The 19,416-nt window shown below is 61.0% G+C and carries 13 protein-coding genes; 3 read left to right on the top strand and 10 right to left on the bottom strand.

The annotated features are described in order from the left end of the window. Positions 1-58: 58 nt before the first annotated feature. Positions 59-1,819, bottom strand: a complete 1,761-nt coding sequence (locus EYS21_RS18265) for an IlvD/Edd family dehydratase (RefSeq protein ID WP_131134671.1) — start codon at positions 1,817-1,819, stop codon at positions 59-61. Between the two features lie 54 nt (positions 1,820-1,873). Further along, positions 1,874-2,638, bottom strand: coding sequence for an SDR family NAD(P)-dependent oxidoreductase (locus EYS21_RS18260; protein WP_242633502.1), 765 nt, complete (start codon positions 2,636-2,638; stop codon positions 1,874-1,876). Positions 2,639-2,829: 191 nt separating this feature from the next. On the opposite strand from EYS21_RS18260, the gene EYS21_RS18255 reads away from it, so the two are divergent. Next, on the top strand, positions 2,830-4,014 hold the full coding sequence (locus EYS21_RS18255) for a Gfo/Idh/MocA family oxidoreductase (RefSeq protein ID WP_131134669.1): 1,185 nt from the start codon (positions 2,830-2,832) through the stop codon (positions 4,012-4,014). 66 nt (positions 4,015-4,080) lie between these two features. On the opposite strand, the gene EYS21_RS18250 is transcribed toward EYS21_RS18255, so the two are convergent. From EYS21_RS18250 to EYS21_RS18235, 4 genes are all read right to left on the bottom strand, one after another. Then, entirely contained in the window at positions 4,081-5,553 is a 1,473-nt protein-coding gene (locus EYS21_RS18250) for an APC family permease (protein WP_131134668.1), read from the bottom strand. Between the two features lie 199 nt (positions 5,554-5,752). After that, positions 5,753-7,585 carry a helix-turn-helix domain-containing protein gene (locus EYS21_RS18245; protein ID WP_165478355.1) on the bottom strand — a complete coding sequence of 611 codons (1,833 nt, stop codon included), beginning with the start codon at positions 7,583-7,585 and terminating at the stop codon, positions 5,753-5,755. Between the two features lie 33 nt (positions 7,586-7,618). Further along, on the bottom strand, positions 7,619-9,148 hold the full coding sequence (locus EYS21_RS18240) for an aldehyde dehydrogenase family protein (RefSeq protein ID WP_131134666.1): 1,530 nt from the start codon (positions 9,146-9,148) through the stop codon (positions 7,619-7,621). Between the two features lie 106 nt (positions 9,149-9,254). Next, positions 9,255-9,995: an SDR family oxidoreductase gene (locus EYS21_RS18235; RefSeq protein ID WP_165478354.1), complete on the bottom strand. Its 741-nt coding sequence runs from the start codon at positions 9,993-9,995 to the stop codon at positions 9,255-9,257. A gap of 173 nt (positions 9,996-10,168) precedes the next feature. Between EYS21_RS18235 and EYS21_RS18230 the strand changes: the two genes are divergently transcribed. Together EYS21_RS18230 and EYS21_RS18225 are read left to right on the top strand one after the other, a co-directional pair. Beyond that, positions 10,169-10,918, top strand: coding sequence for a glucose 1-dehydrogenase (locus tag EYS21_RS18230; RefSeq protein ID WP_131134664.1), 750 nt, complete (start codon positions 10,169-10,171; stop codon positions 10,916-10,918). 69 nt (positions 10,919-10,987) lie between these two features. After that, complete coding sequence (locus tag EYS21_RS18225; RefSeq protein ID WP_165478353.1) at positions 10,988-12,787, top strand: NAD(P)/FAD-dependent oxidoreductase; 1,800 nt, start codon at positions 10,988-10,990, stop codon at positions 12,785-12,787. A gap of 71 nt (positions 12,788-12,858) precedes the next feature. Here the strand turns inward: EYS21_RS18225 and EYS21_RS18220 are convergent, their stop codons facing one another. From EYS21_RS18220 to EYS21_RS18205, 4 genes are all read right to left on the bottom strand, one after another. Beyond that, the gene (locus tag EYS21_RS18220; protein WP_131134662.1) at positions 12,859-14,214 is read right to left on the bottom strand and encodes an aldehyde dehydrogenase family protein; all 1,356 of its coding nucleotides are present in this window, start codon (positions 14,212-14,214) and stop codon (positions 12,859-12,861) included. Between the two features lie 91 nt (positions 14,215-14,305). Beyond that, positions 14,306-16,255, bottom strand: a complete 1,950-nt coding sequence (gene iolD, locus EYS21_RS18215; protein WP_131134661.1) for a 3D-(3,5/4)-trihydroxycyclohexane-1,2-dione acylhydrolase (decyclizing) — start codon at positions 16,253-16,255, stop codon at positions 14,306-14,308. A gap of 183 nt (positions 16,256-16,438) precedes the next feature. After that, the gene (locus EYS21_RS18210) at positions 16,439-17,572 is read right to left on the bottom strand and encodes a Gfo/Idh/MocA family oxidoreductase (RefSeq protein ID WP_207307814.1); all 1,134 of its coding nucleotides are present in this window, start codon (positions 17,570-17,572) and stop codon (positions 16,439-16,441) included. Between the two features lie 83 nt (positions 17,573-17,655). Next, entirely contained in the window at positions 17,656-19,416 is a 1,761-nt protein-coding gene (locus EYS21_RS18205) for a hydantoinase B/oxoprolinase family protein (RefSeq protein WP_131134659.1), read from the bottom strand.

The following is a 19,416-nucleotide window of genomic DNA, read 5'->3' as shown; positions in this document are numbered from 1 at the left end:
CCGGTCTGCATCTGAGGAGCAGCCCCCGTTTGTTCTTGCGTTTGGAGTTTGCTGCCGTTTACCAACCGCCCTGCCAACCGCTCATCAGGCCGTACGGCAAGCGTTGTGGCTCCTCGTCGGGAAGGCCCTTCAGGAAATCGAAGTCGCAGCCTTCGTCGGCCTGGTTCACGTGATCGATGAAGAGCCGTCCGTAGCCGCGCCGGTATTTCGGTTCTGGAAGCTTTAGTTCCGCAAGTCGGCTCTCGATCTCCTCGGCAGGGATGTCCAAGTCCAGGCGCTGGTTCTCAACATCGAGCACAATGGGGTCCCCGTCCCGGACAATCGCCAGCGGTCCACCCACGGCGGCCTCTGGAGACACATGCAACACTGTGGTCCCAAATGCGGTGCCGCTCATCCTGGCATCGGAAATGCGGACGATGTCGCGGATACCGCGACGGAGGAGCCTCTCGGGAATGGGCAGCATGCCCCATTCGGGCATTCCGGGAGCTCCTACAGGCCCACTGTTGCGCAGGACCAAAACGGAGTCTTCGGTAATGTCCAACTCGGGATCGTCAATCCTGCGTCCCAGGTCGTAGATGTCCTCGAATACCACTGCTGAGCCCTTGTGCTGCAGCAGATCCTTGGACGCAGCACTCCGTTTGATGACCGCTCCGTTGGGCGCCAGGGAGCCGCGGACAACGGCGATGCCTCCGGAGGCATCGAAGGGGGCCTCGAGAGTACTGACTACGACGCCATCAGGTTCGGGGGCCGCCATGTAGCCACTCTCGAGGGACTCCCCTGTGACTGTTATGGCGTCCTTGTTCAGCAGTGGGGCCAGTTCCTTTAGTACGGTGGAGATGCCGCCGACCTGGAACAGTTGCTGCACCAGGTACTCGCCGGATGGGCGGACGTTGACAATGCGAGGGGTCCGTTGGGAGATCTGGTGGAAGCGGTCCAAAGGCAGCTCGTAGCCGACGCGCCTTGCGAGTGCCAGGAGGTGCACCACGGCGTTGGTGGACCCACCAACAGCCATCAGGAGGGTGATGGCGTTATCGAAGGCCTCTTTTGTCAGTATTTCGCTGGGCTTTGGCCCCTGAGACAGAGCCATCTCCACTGCCCGGCGGCCCGTGGCTTCCGCCGCTTGGGCGCGACGCGCATCTACCGCAGGGATAGACGCTGTACCCGGCAGGCACATGCCGAGTGCTTCGACGAGGGACGTCATGGTAGAGGCTGTGCCCATCTCGCTGCAGTGTCCGGCAGATGGTTTCGCGGCGGACTCGAGCTCGTCGAAGTCCGCCTCGGTGATCTTCCCTGCCCGCAGCTCATCTGCGTACTTCCAGGTGTCGGTGCCTACCCCGAGCTGCTTCCCTCGGAAGTGTGCGGGCTCTTGGGGTCCGCCGGTCAGCATGATGGTGGGGACGTCCGCACTGGCGGCACCCATGAGCTGGGCCGGGACAGTCTTGTCGCAACCGCCCAGGAGCACGATGGCATCCAGCGGGTAGGCGCGGATGGACTCTTCAACGTCCATGGCCATGAGGTTTCGGAACTGCATAGCCGACGGCTTCATGAGGCTTTCACCCAGGGAGATGGTGGGGAATTCCAGCGGCAGCCCGCCGGCCATCAGGACACCGCGCTTGACGGCGTCTGCCAGCAGCTTGAAATGGATGTTGCAGTTAACCAGCTCCGACCAGGAGTTGGCTATGCCGATGACCGGTTTGTCCTTGAGGGCAAAGCGCGAGAAGCCCTCTGCCTGGATCGCTGTGCGGTGAACGAATCCGGTGAGGTCGTGCGGCGCGAACCACCGCGCACTGCGGAGGTCCTTATAGTTCGACTCTTCCATAGTCTTTTAAGCTCCTTGGCTTGTTCGGTCTTGACAGGTAATTGGTGGCGTTTCCTACGCAGCTGATGTGCCGCCGTCGAACGCCATGCTGGTTCCGGTAGCAAAGGTTCCTTCGACGGCCAGGAAGTAGATTGCGGCGGCCACCTCGTCCGGATCCGCGAGGCGGTTCAGCGGCACGGTGCTTTCCTTCAACCTCCGGGCTTCAATTGGGTCCGGCCCTGCTTCCAGGCCCGCCCGCACCATGGGTGTGTCAATCGGTCCAGGACAGACGGCGTTCACCCGTACAAGGGGCGCGAGTTCCAGCGCCAGGGCGCGGGTGAGTCCCACAACGCCGGCTTTGGCCGCGCAGTAATGAACAAGCCCCGGCACGCCCATAGCGGCGAGGTCGGAGGCCACATTGACAATCGAGCCGCCCCCTGACCGCCGCATATGGAGCGCGGCCTCCCGCGCAACGTAAAAAGTGCCGGACAAGTTCGTCTGCAGCACTTCCTGCCAGTGGTCCTCGGTGAGGTCTTCCAAAGCAACATGCCCGGCTACACCCGCAGCGTTGACCGCTACGTCCAAGCCACCCAATGCGTGGATCGCGCTCCGGACGGCGTTCCTGACTGCGTCGGCATCGGAGACATCGGCAACCACGCTGTGGGCATCGGGGCCAATCTCCGCAGCCACGCGCTGCAGCTCCGCAGAACGCCGCCCCAGAAGCGCCACCCGAGCACCGCGTTTCGCGAAAAGCTTTGCCGTCGCTTCCCCAACGCCGGAGGTTGCACCAGTGATGAGAACCCGAAGGGATTCCGTTCGAAGTTGTTGGTCGCGTTCCATCATCGGCGACGGTCTCCTCTTGCTCGGCAGTGGCTGGCTAGTACGTTCCACTAAAACAGCGCTCCCCTGCCTCCGGCTGTCTCACATTGAGACACAGAGCACACGGCCAACGTCCTTAGGCTGATCAGCAGATGCCGCCGTCAGTCTGCGGCACAGCACCGCCGAACAGCGGCAGAGATGAAGGAGTGCTCTTGGAACAGCAAAACCGCATTGGGGTCGGCCTGATTTCGGTCGGATGGATGGGGAGGCTGCATTCGCGCGCCTACTTGGCAACCAAGCAGTTCTTCCCGGAACTGCCGCGACATCCTGAATTGGTGATTGCCGCGGACCCCGACGACGCTGGCCGCCATCATGCCGAAGACGCACTCGGCTATAAGGAAACGGCCACGGATTACCGCAAGGTGCTGGAAAATCCGGACGTGGACGTTGTGTCCATTTGCTCTCCCAATTTCCTGCACCACGAAATAGCGCTTGCCACTATAGAGGCCGGCAAGCACTTCTGGATCGAGAAGCCCATGGGTCGCAGCGCCCAAGAGTCCCGCGAGATTGCCCAAGGGGCTGAGGCCGCAGGGCTCATCACTTCAGTCGGGTTCAACTACCGGCACGCACCCGCCGTGGCGGAAGCCAGGCGACTTATCCGGTCCGGAACACTAGGCAAAATCACCAACGTGCAGATCCGCCTCCTCACCGGATACGCCTCGGATCCAAGCCAGGTATTCACCTGGCGCTACGAGCAGGCCCGAGCAGGATCCGGCGTCCTTGGCGACGTCCTCAGCCACGGCTTCGACCTCGCCCAATTCCTGGTGGGCCGCATAACGTCGCTGAATGCCGTGACGGAGACCTTCATCAAGGACAGACCGCTGCCTGCCGGCAACTCCTCGAATTCCTTCGACATGGGCCAGGCCTCAGACGTCACCCGGGAGGTTGAAAACGAGGATTACACAGCCATGCTGGCCCGCTTCGAAGGCGGTGCGATCGGTATGTTCGAGTCCACACGCGTGGCCATCGGGCCCCACGCCGAATACATCATCGAGGTCTACGGCACTGAAGGCTCCCTGCGATGGAACTTCGAACGGATGAACCAACTGGAGCTCGCAACGGACCGCAGCGGCTACCGCACCATCATGACACCGCCGTCCTTCGGCGAGTTCGGCCGCTTCCAGCCCGGTCCCGGGCCCGGGATTGGATTCAACGACCTCAAGACCATTGAGGCGGCGCTGTTCCTGCGTTCAGTTGCGGAAGGAAAGCAGCTTGGTCCCTCCGTCGCGGACGGCTGGTCAGCCTCCGAACTCGTGGATGCCTCGTTGCGCAGCGCCGGTTCCGGCGAGTGGGTTGAGATCCCGGAAGTCTCCGGTCAGACGACCTACCAGGCCTAAGCACGAACAAACTCCCCCGCAACAAAAGGAGGCCGGATCACCACGATCCGGCCTCCTTCAATGTCCTCAGTCGACAGCTCGACCTATGCGCCTGTAGGTCTCAGCGTTCCGGCGCCTCAACAACAGAGCAAGCGCAATGCCGACGGCTATCGACAAATAGGGTATGAGAAGCAGCACGGTGAGCAGGAGTGGGTCACCGACCACCAGCAACTCCATATTGAAGGAGGCTGTCAACAGCGCAAAACCGATCCCCAAGAGAGCAATCACCGGAGCTACGAGGGTGCGCCAGAAAGACATGCTTGTCTTGTTCCTGCGGAAGTACACGATCATGGCCACAGCGGTCAGGCAGAGCAAAAGCAGCATTCCATAAAATGCAACTCCGGCTGCTGCCGCATAGAGAGCATTCGCCTCGCCGCCGGAAATCACCAAGATGAGCAGTACCAACAGCAAGACGGCGCCGACTGCCACAGCGGCACGATGCGGAGATCCATGCTTTGCATGGACTGTCGAGAGCGCCTTCGGAAAAATCCCGTCAACGGCCAGGGAGTGCGTGTACCGGGACAGGATGTTCTGGAGCGATAGACCTGAGGCAAAAAAGCTGGTCACCAGCAGAATCGCAATCACTTGGTTCGCGAAGGCCCCAAAGTACTGGAGGAGAGCGTCCGGCATCATGGCCGTCGGATCCGCTTGAGCCGCCGACACTGCGTTCGACGTTCCCGCCGAAAGGATCAGGGCGAACGCGGAAATGGCGTAAAAGACTCCAAGAAATGCCACAGCCAGGAAGGTTGCCCTTGGGATTGTAATGCTCGGCCTCTTAACCTCGTCCCGGTAGATCGCTGTCGCTTCGAACCCGTTGAAGACCCCAATGCTGAACAGAAGGAGGACTCCTATGGTAGGAGTGAAGAGGTTGACAGGGTTCCATGGCTCGAAGGAAGGCCCCTCAGGTCCTCCGTTGACAATGATCACCGCATCAAAAATGGCCACCGCAAGTACCTCGACGGCCAGTATGACCGAGAGGACCTTGGCAGATAACTCCACATTGAAGTAGCTAAGCGCCCAGGCAATGCCGAACATCACCATGCTCCAGATCCACCACGGTGTTGACACGTCCCCCAGGAAGGCACCCAGCAGGTTGTTCACGGCGATTCCGGAGACAACAATGCATGACGTGACGTTGAAGCCGTATGTGACCAAGGCGAGGAATGATCCTCCCAGTCCCGTGGGACGGCCCAGACCTTCGCGGATGTACGTGTAAAAAGCGCCAGGGCGGGGTATCGCCTTCGTCATTGCTGTGAAACCCATGGCAAAGAGCGCCATCAATACAGCGACCGCAACGAACGCGATGGGCACTCCGATCCCGAAGGAAATGTTAACTGAGACGAACCCAAAGACCACGCCCAAGGGTGCGGTAAAAGCCAGGACCGTAAAGAGCAGTCCAGTGGTCCCCATCCGGCCTCTGAGCTTATAGATGGACGATCGGTCTTCAATGTCTTCTGAATCAACAACGGCTATGCGCTGGACTGGAAGTTCCTGTTTCACTTTTGTTCTCCTCAGGAGAGTGACGTCCTCTTTGACGCTCACTGTTTTTGGGGGAAGGCAGGCCGGTTGGCCGTACTGCTGGTGAGCTGACGAGGTATCACCAGGTGATCCCAGTCAGTCTCTTGATTTTGATTCTGGAACGGCGCAGGAACTGTCCCAGGATGATGCACTTCCGGGCGGGCAACAGTCGCTTTGCCCCTCAGCCCAGCGCGAGATCGAACCCCATGACTTCATAGGCTTCGATTTTTCGGTAGAGGGTCGATCTCCCGATTCCCAGAAGGGTTGCGGCCCGAACGCGGTTGCCGGATGCCTCAGCAAGTGCTGCCCTGATCTGTTGCAATTCGGCCTCTTCCAACCTGGAGAGGCGGGTTGTGCCAAGTCTGCGCAGTTGCACGGCGTTAAGGTCTGACAGGTGCAACTCCCCGCTAAGGGACTGGGACGCCGCCGATTCCACGAGCTCGCGAAGCTGGCTGACATTGCCTGGCCAATCAGCTACGACCAGGGCATCGCGCAGCTTTGGCGACATCCGTACTTCCCGTCCAAGTGCGTTCCGGAGTAGGTGCGACGCCAATACAACAACATCCTCCCGCCTTTCCCTTAGGGGCGGCATGACCACCTCGATTCCCCTTAGGGCCGAGAGAACAGGCAACAGATCATCACTGACGATACCTGCAGTCAAAATGAGTTGGGGCTGTTCCAGGACCTGCAGCAAGGAGGCAAGGTCATCCCGCAATAGTGGTCCGCACTTGTCGACCCGGTGGAGGATCACGGCCGCTCCTCGTTCCAACGCTGTATCGACGTCTTCAATGGTGAACTGGCCAGCCGAGCGCTGACTGAAGTCGAACACGTGGGTATCGGCGGACAGACGCTTGGCCATCGCTTCCGCCAGGGTCCGTTTACCACTGCCCTGCTCACCGATAATGTAGGCCGGCATTCGACGGCTTACGGAAGCACCTGCAGCGTCCAAGGACCTCCGGAGCGCCCGGCTGGTACCGACGATGCCTTCGAAGTGTGTGCTGGATTCTACTGTCGCCGAACCAGCACGTAACCCCTTTGGAACAGACGGGACTTGGACCCGCATGACAGATGCTCCCCCAGCACCGAGTTCGCGGAGACCCATCGGGCGGATGTGGAGCTGGACCTCCCTGCCGGTGCTCACATTTATACGATGCTGCGAGGTACCGTCCCGCTGCTCTGCCTCCCTAGCCAGGGCTGCAAGTACGGCAAAATCACTTGGGTCCAGCATGCGAAGAGCGCTTCGGCTGGCAATCGTGGTGCGTTCGTCCATCGCCACCACAGCATCTGCACCGCGTTTCCGGATCTCGGTCAGATACTCGGACATGAGGGCCTGTTCGCGGGCTGCCAACCTTTCGGCCAATCTACGCGTGATGTCGGCGGCTGCGCCGTGAACAGTCAGCAGGACCGACCCCGGATGAGTGGTCCGGGCTAACTTCTCGGGCAACATCAAGCCCAGGACGCCGCGGACGGATCTCCGGAGGGGGTCACGAATCGGAACAGATGTGCAGTAACTGTTTTGGAGTGCTTCATTGAAGTGCTCGGCTCCCCAGACCTGCACAGCCTCACCCTCTTCCAGCACCGTACCGTCGGAATTGGTTCCAATCAGGTCCTCAGCCATTCGCGCGCCCAAGCTAGGGAACAACAGTTCGGCTTTCCGCCGCTCGGTAGCATCGCCGCGGAAGACTGCGAGTGTGCCCTCCGCGTCGGTGAGGACAACTACGCCCCCGGCATCGGTGCACAGGCGTTCGAGTTCGGTCAGCACGGGCTCCGCAGCTGCCAGCAACTGCTCATCGGCCTGAGGAACCGTGGTGTGCAGAAACGGTGACACAGCCGTGACATTGCACGCAAGGCTACGTTGCCAGGACCGAGCGATGACTGGTCGCAGGATGCTCAGGTCCGTCACCTCGGGCTCGGCTAGGAATCGTTCTCTGAGCGACTGGATCTCTGAGTTCGGCCGTGCGCCCACATGCAAGGGAAAAGCCTCGGACATCCTCGAAACATCATGGAAAGTCATGTCTGTGCCTGCTTTCTGCATTCAGGGCGGGGGTCAGTGCTGCAGCAGGTGTTCCAGATGGCCCGGCAGTTTTCGCGCCTGCTGCCGCCCAAACAGCTGAAAATACCACTTTCCCAGCGTTTGTTTACCCGTTGTACCGCTCGCCTTCCACCCGCCAAAAGTCTGCGGTCCTGGCCACCAGCCAGTGGTGGCATGCCCCGGGACGTTCACGTCGACACAGCCGGCCTCTATGCGATCAAGGAACTCCCTGGCCTCGTCCATGTCCCCTGTATAAATTCCCGCGGTTAATCCCATGTCCGTGTCATTGGCTGCTGTGAGGGCCGCTTCAAAATTGGGTACCTTGCTGATGGTCAGAAACGGCAGGAAGTGCTCCACCGTCGCCAACTCATGAGTCGCCGGCACGCCGGACACTACGGTGGCCGGTGCGAAGTAACCGCCTTCATCGGCCTTCCCGGTTTCGACTTGAAAGCCTCCCCTTCGGGCCGAGGAAACGAGTGAGGCGTAGCGTTCCATGGCATCCGCAGAAACAACAGGTCCTGCGAAGACGTCCCCATCGATGGGGTCACCGGCCTTCAGTGCCCTAACCCGTTCCTCTACTAGTTCGACCAAGTGGTCATGGGCCGCCGGTGTCGCCAACACCCGGGAAAGTGCACTGCATTTCTGCCCGCTGAGGTCGAAGGCTGAAAAGACAATGCCTTCGGCGGCCTGCTCAAGGTTGGCCGTGTCGGTGACAATAACGGGGTTCTTGCCTCCCATTTCGGCGATAACTGGCCGTGGGTAGGGTCCGGCAGCGAAGTCGCGCAGGATCGATTTACCGACGGAGACGGATCCGGTGAAGCACACGCCGTCAATTTCGGACGACACCAAAGCGCGGCCCGGACCGTCGCCTCCATGGACCACATTAACAAGACCCTCCGGCAGCTTCATTGCCTGACAGAGTTCATAAACGGCTTGCCCGGACCACGGCCCATCGTGCGAAGTTTTGACCACCACCCCATTGCCCGCAATCAATGCAGCGATCGCCGGTCCTGCAGCTTGGACGATTGGGTAGTTGAACGGAGTGATGACACCAAATACACCGTATGGTCTGAGCACTGAATCGTTTGACAGGCCAGCTGGGTCGTCTGTCCGTTCATCCTCGAAAGCGCCGGGCGCCGACGCATACTCGGTGTATTGACGGACAATTTCGAGCACCTCTGCTCCCTCAGCGTGAGCACCTGCATAAGGCTTGCCGATTTCGAGTGCAACACGAACTGCCCAATCGTCAAGACGTTCCTCGATGAACGGGATTGCCCGGCGTACCCGCTCGATGCGCTCGGCGTGCCGAACGCGAGACCATTCGCGTTGTGCGTTTCGACTTGCCCGGACGGCTAGCTCCACCAGGTATGCGGGAGCGTCGTGACAGGCGCTGACTACTAGGCTGGGGTTGCTGGGATCCTCCCGTTTCATGAGCTGGCCTTCAAAATACTCCTGGCCTGCGATGACGTGGGGAACTGTTATATACGGTGCACGTCGTCGTTCAGTCATCCGGGCACCGAAGGCCTGCTGCGCGTTGGTGGTCATCGCCAAGAAACTCCCTAATGGATCGGTTATTCCCCACCTCCGCGGTGGGTTCTGTCGAGACTACGCAGCAGCGCCAACGGCTACTGTCCCAAGGTGGGACATCTGGTCACATGGCCGTGTAGCCCGCGTCTACAACAACGGCGGAACCGGTCATCTTGCGTGATTCATCCGAAACCAGGAAGACGGCGACGTCTGCCACCTCCTCCGGGTCGATCAACCCGAGCGGCTGGTAGGCACGCTGGGCTTGCTCGTCATTGAGGAATCCATCATCAAAGAAGTCCGCCACCATGGGGGTGCGCACTCCGCCAGGGCAAAGACAATTGGCCCTGATGTTGTCCTTGGCGTATTCCACAGCGACTGACTTGGTAATCATCAGGACACCACCTTTGGACGCCGCGTAGGCCGCAATATCCGATTCAGCCACCATGGAGTTCACCGACCCCCAGTTGACGATCGATCCCCCACCAGCCCGTTGCAGAGCAGGGATAACGTATTTGCAGCCGTAGAACACACCCTTCAGGTTGATGTCAATGATCCGGTCGAGCATTTCGTCTGTGGTCTCAAGCACCGACGCGGCCTTCAGGTAGCCGGCGCAGTTAAGCAGCGCATGTACTGCCCCGAATGTCGCCTCTGCCGCGGCTACAAGCCTCTCCACCTCGGCGGGCTTGCTCATGTCGCAGCGATGCGTCGCAATGCGCTCGTGTTCCTTAGCGAGCCGCTCCAGTCCTGCTTCATCAATATCGGCTGCCATGACGCTGGCCCCATGCTCTATCAGTGCCCGCGCAGTTGCCAGGCCCTGTCCCGATGCTGCACCTGTAACAATTACCGTCTTGCCTTCGAGCCGCATGCCCACAGTCGATCCCCTTTGATTCAGCGCGGACGAGTGCCGCGCGGAATCCAATGCTGGCTTGGATCGATTGACCAAAAATGTATCTTTCTGACACAAATCCGGCCCCAACATGCCCGTAGCGTCTTCCAGAGCGTGATACACACTTCACGCAGATCACTAAGGAGACAATCATGGGCCGCGTACAAGGCAAGGTAACCATCATCACCGGTGGAGCCAGAGGGCAGGGTGAGTCGCACGCCCGCCTCTTCGCCCAGGAGGGCGCGTCCGTGCTTGTCACCGACACTCTGGATGAGAGCGGCGAGGCTGTCGCCCTGGAATTGCGGGAGTCTGGCCACGATGTCCAGTACATGCACTTGAACGTTACTTCCGAAGGTGATTGGAAGTCCGTCATCGCTGCAGCTGAACAACGCTGGGGACGAGTCGACATCCTGATCAACAATGCCGGGATCGTAGGCACCATGAAATCCGTCGAAGACGAGGGGCTTGAGGGTTGGTCCAAGACCACCGCGATCAATCAACAAGGTGTGTTCCTGGGCCTCAAGCACGGCGTTCCGGCAATCGAGCGCAGCGGCGGCGGCGCAGTCGTCAATACGTGTTCCATCAACGGCACCGTCGGCAACCCAGGCAGCTTCTCCTATCAGGCTTCGAAAGGAGCCGTGAAGATGATGACGCGTGCCGCCGCCATGGAGTATGCCAACCGTGGTGTCCGGATCAATTCTGTTTCACCAGGGTTGGTAATGACAGCAATGGCTGCCGAAGAGGGCGAAGAATCAAACCGCGAATTCAGCAATGCCACGCCGATGAGACGAGCGGCCCAGCCCATGGAAGTGAGTTACGGGGTGCTCTATCTGGCCAGTGATGAAGCCAGTTACGTCACTGGTGCCGACCTCCTTATTGACGGTGGCTACACCGCCCAGTAGGGCGGCGTAGTCGGCCAACTTGAGCCCGAAAGATAAACGCAAATGACATACGCAAAGGAAGCACTGCAGATGACCAATGTAGCTGTACAACCTGCAGCCAAGGATTCCGGTTCGATCAACGCGCCAGAAAGTATTGTGCGTGAGTGGGTCGAACGGCTGGACACAACAATGACGTCACTGGACCCCCTTGCCGCTGCTGATCTGTTCAGGCCGGATGGCACCTTCCGCGATCTCCTGGCTTTGTCATGGGACTTCCGAAATGCCATTGGCCGTGAGGAAATCGCACGTCTTCTGGCGGCGCCGGACTCAAAGCCAACTACGTCCATTGGAATGCGCCCGGATGGCGCGCCCATCGTTGCAGAGGATGGGACGTCAGCTTCCATATCTTCCTTCCTTCAATTCCGAAACTGTGCGGGGGGAGGGTTCGGGCAGGTGCGCCTTATCCAAGAGGAAAACGGATCCTGGCTCGCGGCAAGCTTGGTCCTCGCGCTCGATACCCTGGACAGTCACCCCGAGCGTCACCAGGGCGCCCGGCCCAGCGGAAAGACCCACGGACCGGTTCGTGACCGCGTCGGCTGGAAGGAAGGACTAGACCCCGAGTTCAAACAGCGGGAGCCGGAGGTTCTCATCCTCGGTGCAGGACACAACGGGCTCATGCTGGCGGCCCGTCTCAGAGCGCTTGGCATTCCCGCCCTGGTGCTGGAGCGCAACCAGCGGGTCGGCGACAACTGGCGCAAGCGCTACAGTTCGCTGGCACTCCACACCCCGCTTGCTTCCGATCATTTGCCGTACCTTCCGTTCCCTTCCACGTGGCCAAGCTTCACTCCAAAGGACAAGCTTGGAGACTTCCTCGAAAGTTATGCAAGCCTCCTCGATCTGGCGGTGTGGACCGGGGCCAGCGCAGACACCGTGGAGTTCGATGACGCTTCACGGCGGTGGGTTGTCAACGTCGGGCGGCTGGACGGAAGCAGCCGGAAGGTTAGCCCCAGGCATCTCATCTTCGCCACGGGTATGAACGCTGCGCCAAACATCCCCGAGCTTCCGGGTCGGCAGGACTATTGCGGAACAGTGATGCACGCGGCCGACTATCAGGGTCACGCCCGTTGGCGGGGAAAGCGGGCAGTGGTTGTCGGGTCAGGCGTCAGTGGCCACGACATTGCGCAGGACCTGGCGGAGCATGGTGTCGACGTCACCATGATTCAACGGTCCGGAACTTTCGTCATGAACACCTCGACATTCCACAAAGTGATGCACGCCAACCACGTCAGCGGTAAGTACAGTACGGAAGAAGCTGATCTCCTAAACGCTGCTACTCCCTTCGGAGCACTTCCAGCGCACGGCCCAAAGCATGTGGAGATGGTCAAGTCCATGGATCGGGAGCTTTTGGACGGCCTTGTCGAAGCAGGGTTCGAGCTGAGCGACGGTCCGAATGGGCAGGGCGTTCTTGGATTGATCTTTGGCCAAAACGGAACCGGCTATTACTACAACGCGGGCGCATCTGAATTGATCATCGACGGAACCATTAAACTTCGCCACGGCACCGTTGAGGGTCTCTCCGCAGGCGGGGTGAACTTGGACGGCGGACGGTTCTTGGAAGCTGACCTCGTAGTGTTCGCTACCGGTTACCTAGGTGCCCCGGCGGTGGTACGCGAAGTGCTCGGTGACGACATCGCTGATCGGGCAGGTGAATTCTCCAAGGTAGGTCCGGATCGTGAATATGGTCGCCTTTGGCGTCGTACCGGCGTCGACCAGCTATGGTTCATGGTCTCGCTTGGCATCGGCGACGGCAGATTTTACTCGAAACTGCTTGCGCTGCAACTTGCGGCCATAGAAGCCGGCACCATGCCGCTTCAACAGCCGAACGGCTGAGAAAACTGGGTTCAGCTCGAAGAGGAGGCCGGATCGGGATGATCCGGCCTCCTCGTGCGTGCACCAGTCCCTTATTTGGCGAAGCGGAACAACTTCTTGTTAGCGAACTCCAGCATGCCAACTTTGCCCAGTTCGCGCCCGTACCCGGACTTCTTGACACCACCGAACGGAACATCGGCTCCGCTGAGGTCGTAAGCGCCAATGAAGACCATTCCAACGTCGAGCTGGTTGCCGACGCGCTCAGCGCGCTCAAGGTCGTCGCAGATCACTACAGAACCTAGGCCGTAGGGCGATGAGTTCGCGAGCTTGATCGCTTCCTCATCGCTGCTGACCTTGTACAGCTGGGCCACCGGGCCGAAGAGCTCTTCGCTGTATGCGTTCATGGAGGGAGTGATGTTGGTGATCACCGTCGGGGTGAAGACGTTGCCTTGCGGCTGGTTGTTGCCCACAAGGATTTCGGCGCCCTGATCGAGTGCTCCCTGGACCTGTTCCTTAAGGAATTGGGTGGCTGAAGCCGAAGCGAGCGGCCCGAAATCACCCCTCTCATAGGATTGGCCGGCGATGGCTGCTTTGAACTTCTCCGAGAATTCATCGAAGTACTTATCCAGCACCACAATCCTCTTGGAGCCATTGCAGGACTGGCCGGTGTTTCCCATCCGGCCCATGACGGCTTTCCTAACGGCCTGGTCCACGTCAGCAGTGTCCAGCACGATGAACACGTCGGCGCCGCCAAGCTCCAACACGCACTTCTTCAAGGCACGCCCGGCCTGCTCAGCCACGATCGCCCCTACCTGCTCCGAACCTGTGAGTGAGACGCCCTGCGTGCGGTCGTCGGCGATGATGTCCGAGATCTGCTGGTGAGTGGCAAAGAGGTTGACGTAGGCGCCCTCCGGGAAGCCTGCGTCGCGGAAGAGCTCCTCCAGAGCAAGCGCCGACTCCGGGCACTGGCTTGCGTGGCGGACAATCACAGTGTTACCCAGGATGATGTTGGGGATCGCGAAGCGGGCCACCTGATAGTAAGGGTAGTTCCACGGCATGATGCCGAGGATCACGCCCAAGCCTTGGTACCGGAAGAAGCTCCGCAAGCCGTCGCCAACCTCAAGATCTTCATCCGCGAGCCATTCCTCCGCGTGCTCGGCGAAGGCTGCGGCGATGGCGCCAGAGAACTCGGCCTCCCCGGCTGCCTGCTGCAGGGGCTTGCCCATCTCGCGGTTGATGATAGCGGCAAGCTTGTCCTTGCGCTCCACAAACAACTCGGCCAGGCGCTTGGCCAAAGCTGCCCGTTCAGCCACGCTGGTGGTGCGTGACCACTCCTGGTATGTCGTCTGCGCTGCGCTGAGGCCTGCCTCGACCTCTGCGTCGCTGGCCGCAGGGTACTGCGCGTGGGTGGTTCCCGTGGCCGGATCTATTACGGCAAATGCGCTCATGGTGGATACTCCTTTGTCAGAAAATTCGAAACGGCGTTTTCCCGCCAAAAGGCCGGGCGGGACCGTAGCCTAACGGTCCCGCCCGGTGCGCTTAGCGCGCGTCAGGTGCGGTGGTGGCTGCGTATAAGCGCTGTCGGGCACGGCCCTCTAGGTGCTTCGCGGTACCCTCCTGGCTGCCCGGGCGCTGTGAGGTCATGGGAACTCCAACATCCCAGAAAGCTCCGTTGCCCGACAGATAGCGCCAAGGCTCCACACGGGCCACGATCACTGCTGGGCCGTCCGCTTCCCTGGCCTCCGTGAGCGCGGCCTGGAATTCCTCAATTGTGGAGGTGGACCAGGCTGCACAGCCCATGCTGGCAGCGTTGGCCGCAATGTCGAAGTTCAGAATTGCTCCGTCGAGGCGACCGGACTCCTTGCTGCGTTCCCGGTACTGGGTACCAAACTCGCGGCCAGGGCCGCCCTTCGACACCTGGAGCGGCCAAATGCACTGGTGCCCGCGGTTGTCGATCACGATGGTGATGATCTTCTTCCGTTCCTGTACCGCAGTGACCAGCTCGGTAGGCTGCATGAAGTAGGTGCCGTCACCGATCAGCACGTACACCTCGCCTGGTGCGTCCCCGCGCGCGATCCGGTAGCCGAGGCCTGCCGGGATTTCATGGCCCATGCAGGAGTTGGCGTACTCAAAGTGGATCTCGGTGCCGTTGGACGGATCCCAGGCCTTGTGGATACCTTCAACCACACCGCCAGAGCCCAGGATCAGGGCGTCCTGTTTGGTTGCCGCGCGGTTCAGCACGTCGATCACCTGGGCCTGGCTCATGTTCTCACCGGGGAATGCCTGAAGGTCGTGCTTGCGTACCTCGAAGGTGGCCTTCCGGGCGTCCGCGATGTCGCTGCGGAAGTCATCGGACGTGCCATAGTGAACGGCTGCGAGGCGTTCCCGCAGCGCGGCGAGGGACAGTTTGGCATCGCCAATGACGGGGAATGAGCCCATCTTGTGGGCATCGAATGAGCCAACGTTGAGGTTCACGAACTTCACGTTGGGGTTCTGGAACAGTGAGTGTGAGGCAGTGATGAAGTCCTGGAGGCGTGAGCCTACGGTGATGACAACATCCGCGCCGTCGGCGATTTCGTTGGCCCCCACCGTGCCGGTCACGCCGAGGGCGCCCAGATTGAGTTCACTGATGGGTCCGCTTCCCTTGCCCGCGTAGGTCTCGGCCACCGGGATGCCGAACTCGGCGCTGAAGCGTGCCAGCTCCTCCTGTGCCGTCGAGTAACGGACGCCACCACCTGCGATCAGCATTGGGCGCTCGGCGTTCGCAATGATTTCGGCAGCATCACGATACTCGTCCTCCACAGCCGGACGACGACGGATGTGCCACACACGCGGTGTGAAGAAGGATTCCGGGAAGTCGAATTCCGCGCCCTGGATGTCCTGGGGCAGGCAAACCACTACGGCGCCGGTTTCCACGGGATCGGTGAGGACCCGCATGGCCTCAGGGAGTGTGGACAGCAGCTGGGCCGGGTGCGTGATCCGGTCGAAATAGCGGCTGACCGGGCGGAAGCAGTCGTTGGCGGAGACATCCCGTTCTATGGGGTGCTCGATCTGCTGCAGCACAGGATCACCAAAACGGTTGTTGATGATGTCTGCGGGGAACAGAAGCACCGGAAGGCGGTTGGTAGTTGCGGTCGCGGCACCCGAAACCATGTTCGTCGATCCCGGGCCGGCGGAGGCGGTGCAGGCGAGCGTTGCGGCGCGGTTGGAGGCCTTTGCGAAGCCGATGGCCGCGTGGACCATCGATTGCTCGTTCTTGCCCTGGTAGTGCGGGAAGTCCACGCCATACTCGTCGATTCCCTGCGCCAGGCCAACCGAGTTGCCGTGTCCGAAAATTCCGTACATTCCGGCAACCAAGCGCCTCTTTTCACCGTCCATTTCGCTGTATTGGACCTGGAGGTATTCAACGATTGCTTGTGCGACGGTGCGGCGGCGGACGGGCTTGATCTCGACGTCGGTGCCGATATCAGCAGCTGCTGTGCTTGTCATGCGTTCTCCTAAGTTTCGTAGGTGCGTCGGCATCTGCAAACCGATTCGCCTAACATCAGGTTTTCACCGTGGGGAAGCAAAGTTGTGTCCCAGTTTGATACGCGGCTTGCCCACGGGGCACAAAAACAGCAGCCGACGGCGGCACGCAAGTACCGCCGTCGGCTGCTGTTGTCTAACGTCCCTCTAGTCGAAACGGTAGGGCTCCTGTGGTCCCACCGAAGGCAGCGGCCGTGGCCGCTCGCAGGTGCTTTCAATCTCGATGTGACGGCCCTGCTCGGAGGATGATTCAAAGGCGAGGAGGACTTCCAGCACGTGGTAGGCGAAGTCGCCACCGGTGCGCGGCTCGACGCCCTTGCGGATGGCGTAGCCGAATTCGGCCAAGCCGATGCCCCGGTAGGCATCATCACGGTGGGTGATCGGCGTTTCCCGCCAGTCGCCACCTCCCGGAGGAGTCATGTCCAACGCCAGGTCGCCTGGCTCGCCACGGCGTAGCACGGGTGCCCCGGAAAAGTGGTCAGGGTTTGGCGCCGCCAGCGAGCCACCCGTCCCGTAGATCTCCAGGTGCGGCAGGTTGTGGTTCCAGATGTCCCAGCTGACGATCACTGTAGCGGTCGCGCCGGACTCGAAGTCGATGGTGCCGGTGACGTGCGTTGGGGTCTTGATCTGGATAACTTCGCCCTCTTTGCCGGGACGGGGCCGGGTCTCTGATGAACGTGGCGTTGTTGCAGAAACCCGCCTGACCGGGCCGAAGAAATTCACAAGGTTCGTGATCAAGTACGGCCCGATATCAAGCATTGGGCCGGCTCCGGGGCTGTAGAAGGGGTCGACGTTGGGGTGCCAGTGCTCGTAGCCGCGGCAAGCGAAGGACGCGAAAGCAGCCACGGGCTCGCCGATCCACCCGTCATCGATGAGCTTGCGGCTGGTCTGCATGCCGGAACCGAGGAAGGTGGTGGGAGCAGACCCCACTTTCACTCCAGCCTCGCGGGCGGCGTCCAGGATCTGGCGAGCTTCCTCCAGGGAGGTGGCAAACGGCTTTTCCGAAAGGACGTGCTTGCCTGCGGCGATGGCCTGGAGGGTCACCGGCGCATGGAGCTTCGGCGGCGTGAGGTTGAGGACCAGCTCTACCTCGTCATCGGCCAACAGTTCGTCCGGCGTGAGGGCCTTGGGAACCGAATATTCAGCTGCCCGGGCTTTCACGGCCTCCGCGTTAACGTCTGCCAGTGCGACAACGTCGACGTCCGGGTGGACGCCGATCTTGTCCAGGTATTGGTTGAGAACGTTTCCGACGCCGATAATGCCGACTCGAATGGGTTCCATGTGAATCTCCGTCATTAGTTGGTGAAACCTTCCGGGGCGAGGACTATACCCCGCCCCGGAATCAGTTGCTATGGCTGGTACTTCTAGCTGGCCAGACGCTCTTGGCGGGTCTTTGCCGTGGCCGCTTCATCGATTGCGCCGTCGATGATAACGACGCCATATTCGGCAACCGCCGCCGCAAGGGAAACCCGCGACTCGCGGTAGTCGTCGAGGACCGCCAGGACGTCACGTTCCAGCGGGTCACCGTATCCGCCACCGCCCGGGGTGATGGATACTACCTTTTCACCGGACTGCAGGTCGTATCGGCCCACGACGGGAATCTCGCGGCGTTCGCCGGTCTTGAGGTCTTCAACCCACGCCGCTGGCACAGCGCCATCGCGACCACCGCGAACGCCTCTGGGTGGGTTCAGCTTGCCCTCGATGCCGTACGTGATGGTCATGCTTTGAACCCGTGGTTCCATGGTGACGCGCGTTGCGAGTCCGCCTCGCTGCCTGCCGGCTCCGCCGGAGTCAGCAATCAGGGTGCGTTCGTGGACCAGGATGGGGTACCGCTGCTCATCTACCTCAACGCTGTCGTGGTAGAGAAGGGCACCGCAGACGGGCCGCTGGTACGTCGGCCAACCGTCGACGTAAGGGGTGGCCGGGCCACCGACGCCGCCTACCAGAATCTGATTCACGTAGGCGTTGCCGTTTCGCTCGTCGATTCCAGAAATGACCGACTTCGCGGGTGCCTGCCCGGCAGCCCCCTCAGCGGTGCCGTAGCCGTCGTCGATCTGTGAAAACGCGGCCTGGACAAGGTTCACGACGCGGTCTGCCAGGTTGGTGGTTCCGGACGAGCAGGAGAAGGGATGTTTAGGGATGCCGACGGCGCAGCCGTCACGCAGCAGCACCTCTATCCTGCGGAAGGTTCCAGCGTTGCTCGGCAGGTTCTCCGGGATACCGGATAGGATGCCTGCCAGCGCCGCGCCTGTCGCCGTCGCCTTCGTGAGGTTCAGGCCGTTGGGAAGGTTGTCCGGGTTGTCCCGCAGGTCGATGGTGATCTTTCCCTGTTTGGGCTTGACCTCGATGGTTGCCTGCAGGGGCACTCCGTCCGGGCCGGTGCCCGGGAAGGGGTCGTGGGCGGTGGTTCCGTGCAGAACGTACTCGGGCAGCGTCTCGATGGCGCTGGCGGTGAGCCGCTCGGAGTAGTCGAACCAGGCGTCAACGAAGTCCACCAGATCATCGACGCCGAACTTTTCGGCGAGTTCGTGAAGGCGGCGCTCGGCGATCCGGGAGGCACCCACCGAGGCGAGGTAGTCGCCGTACCACTGGTCCGGTACGCGGATGCGGGACCGGCACATACGGATGATGTCGTCGATGTCCGTGTAGTCGCGCTGAACCCGGACACAGGGGAAGATCAGGGCGCCTTCCTCATAGACGTCGCGGGCCGTGGCGAAGAACGTGGTGGGGAGCGAGTTGCCGCAGTCGGCCTGGTGGGCCTTCGTGACGGCTGTGAAGAGGTGGCGTCCCTGGATGAAGATCGGAACCAGAATCACATGGTCGGCTGCGTGCGAATTCCCCCGGTAGGGGTCGTTGTGCAAGAAGGCATCGCCTTCCCGGATGTCGTCGTGTAGTTCCACCATATCTTCGCCGAGCGGGCCGGCGCCGAAGACATGCACCGGGACACCTTCCGCCGCGGCGAGCAGTTGGTTGTCCGCTGTCAACACGGCGCAGGAGAAATCCCTGGCCGTGTTGATGACGGAGGAACGGGCCGAACGCAGCAGGCCACTGGTCATCTCGCGGACAATGCCGTCGAATGCGTTGGCAAGTACCGAGAGCTTTACGGGATCAAATTCGCGCGTCAC

Origin of the sequence: Arthrobacter sp. S39, assembly GCF_004320525.1 — a bacterium.
Taxonomy (GTDB): Bacteria; Actinomycetota; Actinomycetes; order Actinomycetales; family Micrococcaceae; genus Arthrobacter.
This window is presented reverse-complemented; position numbering and strand designations above follow the sequence as displayed.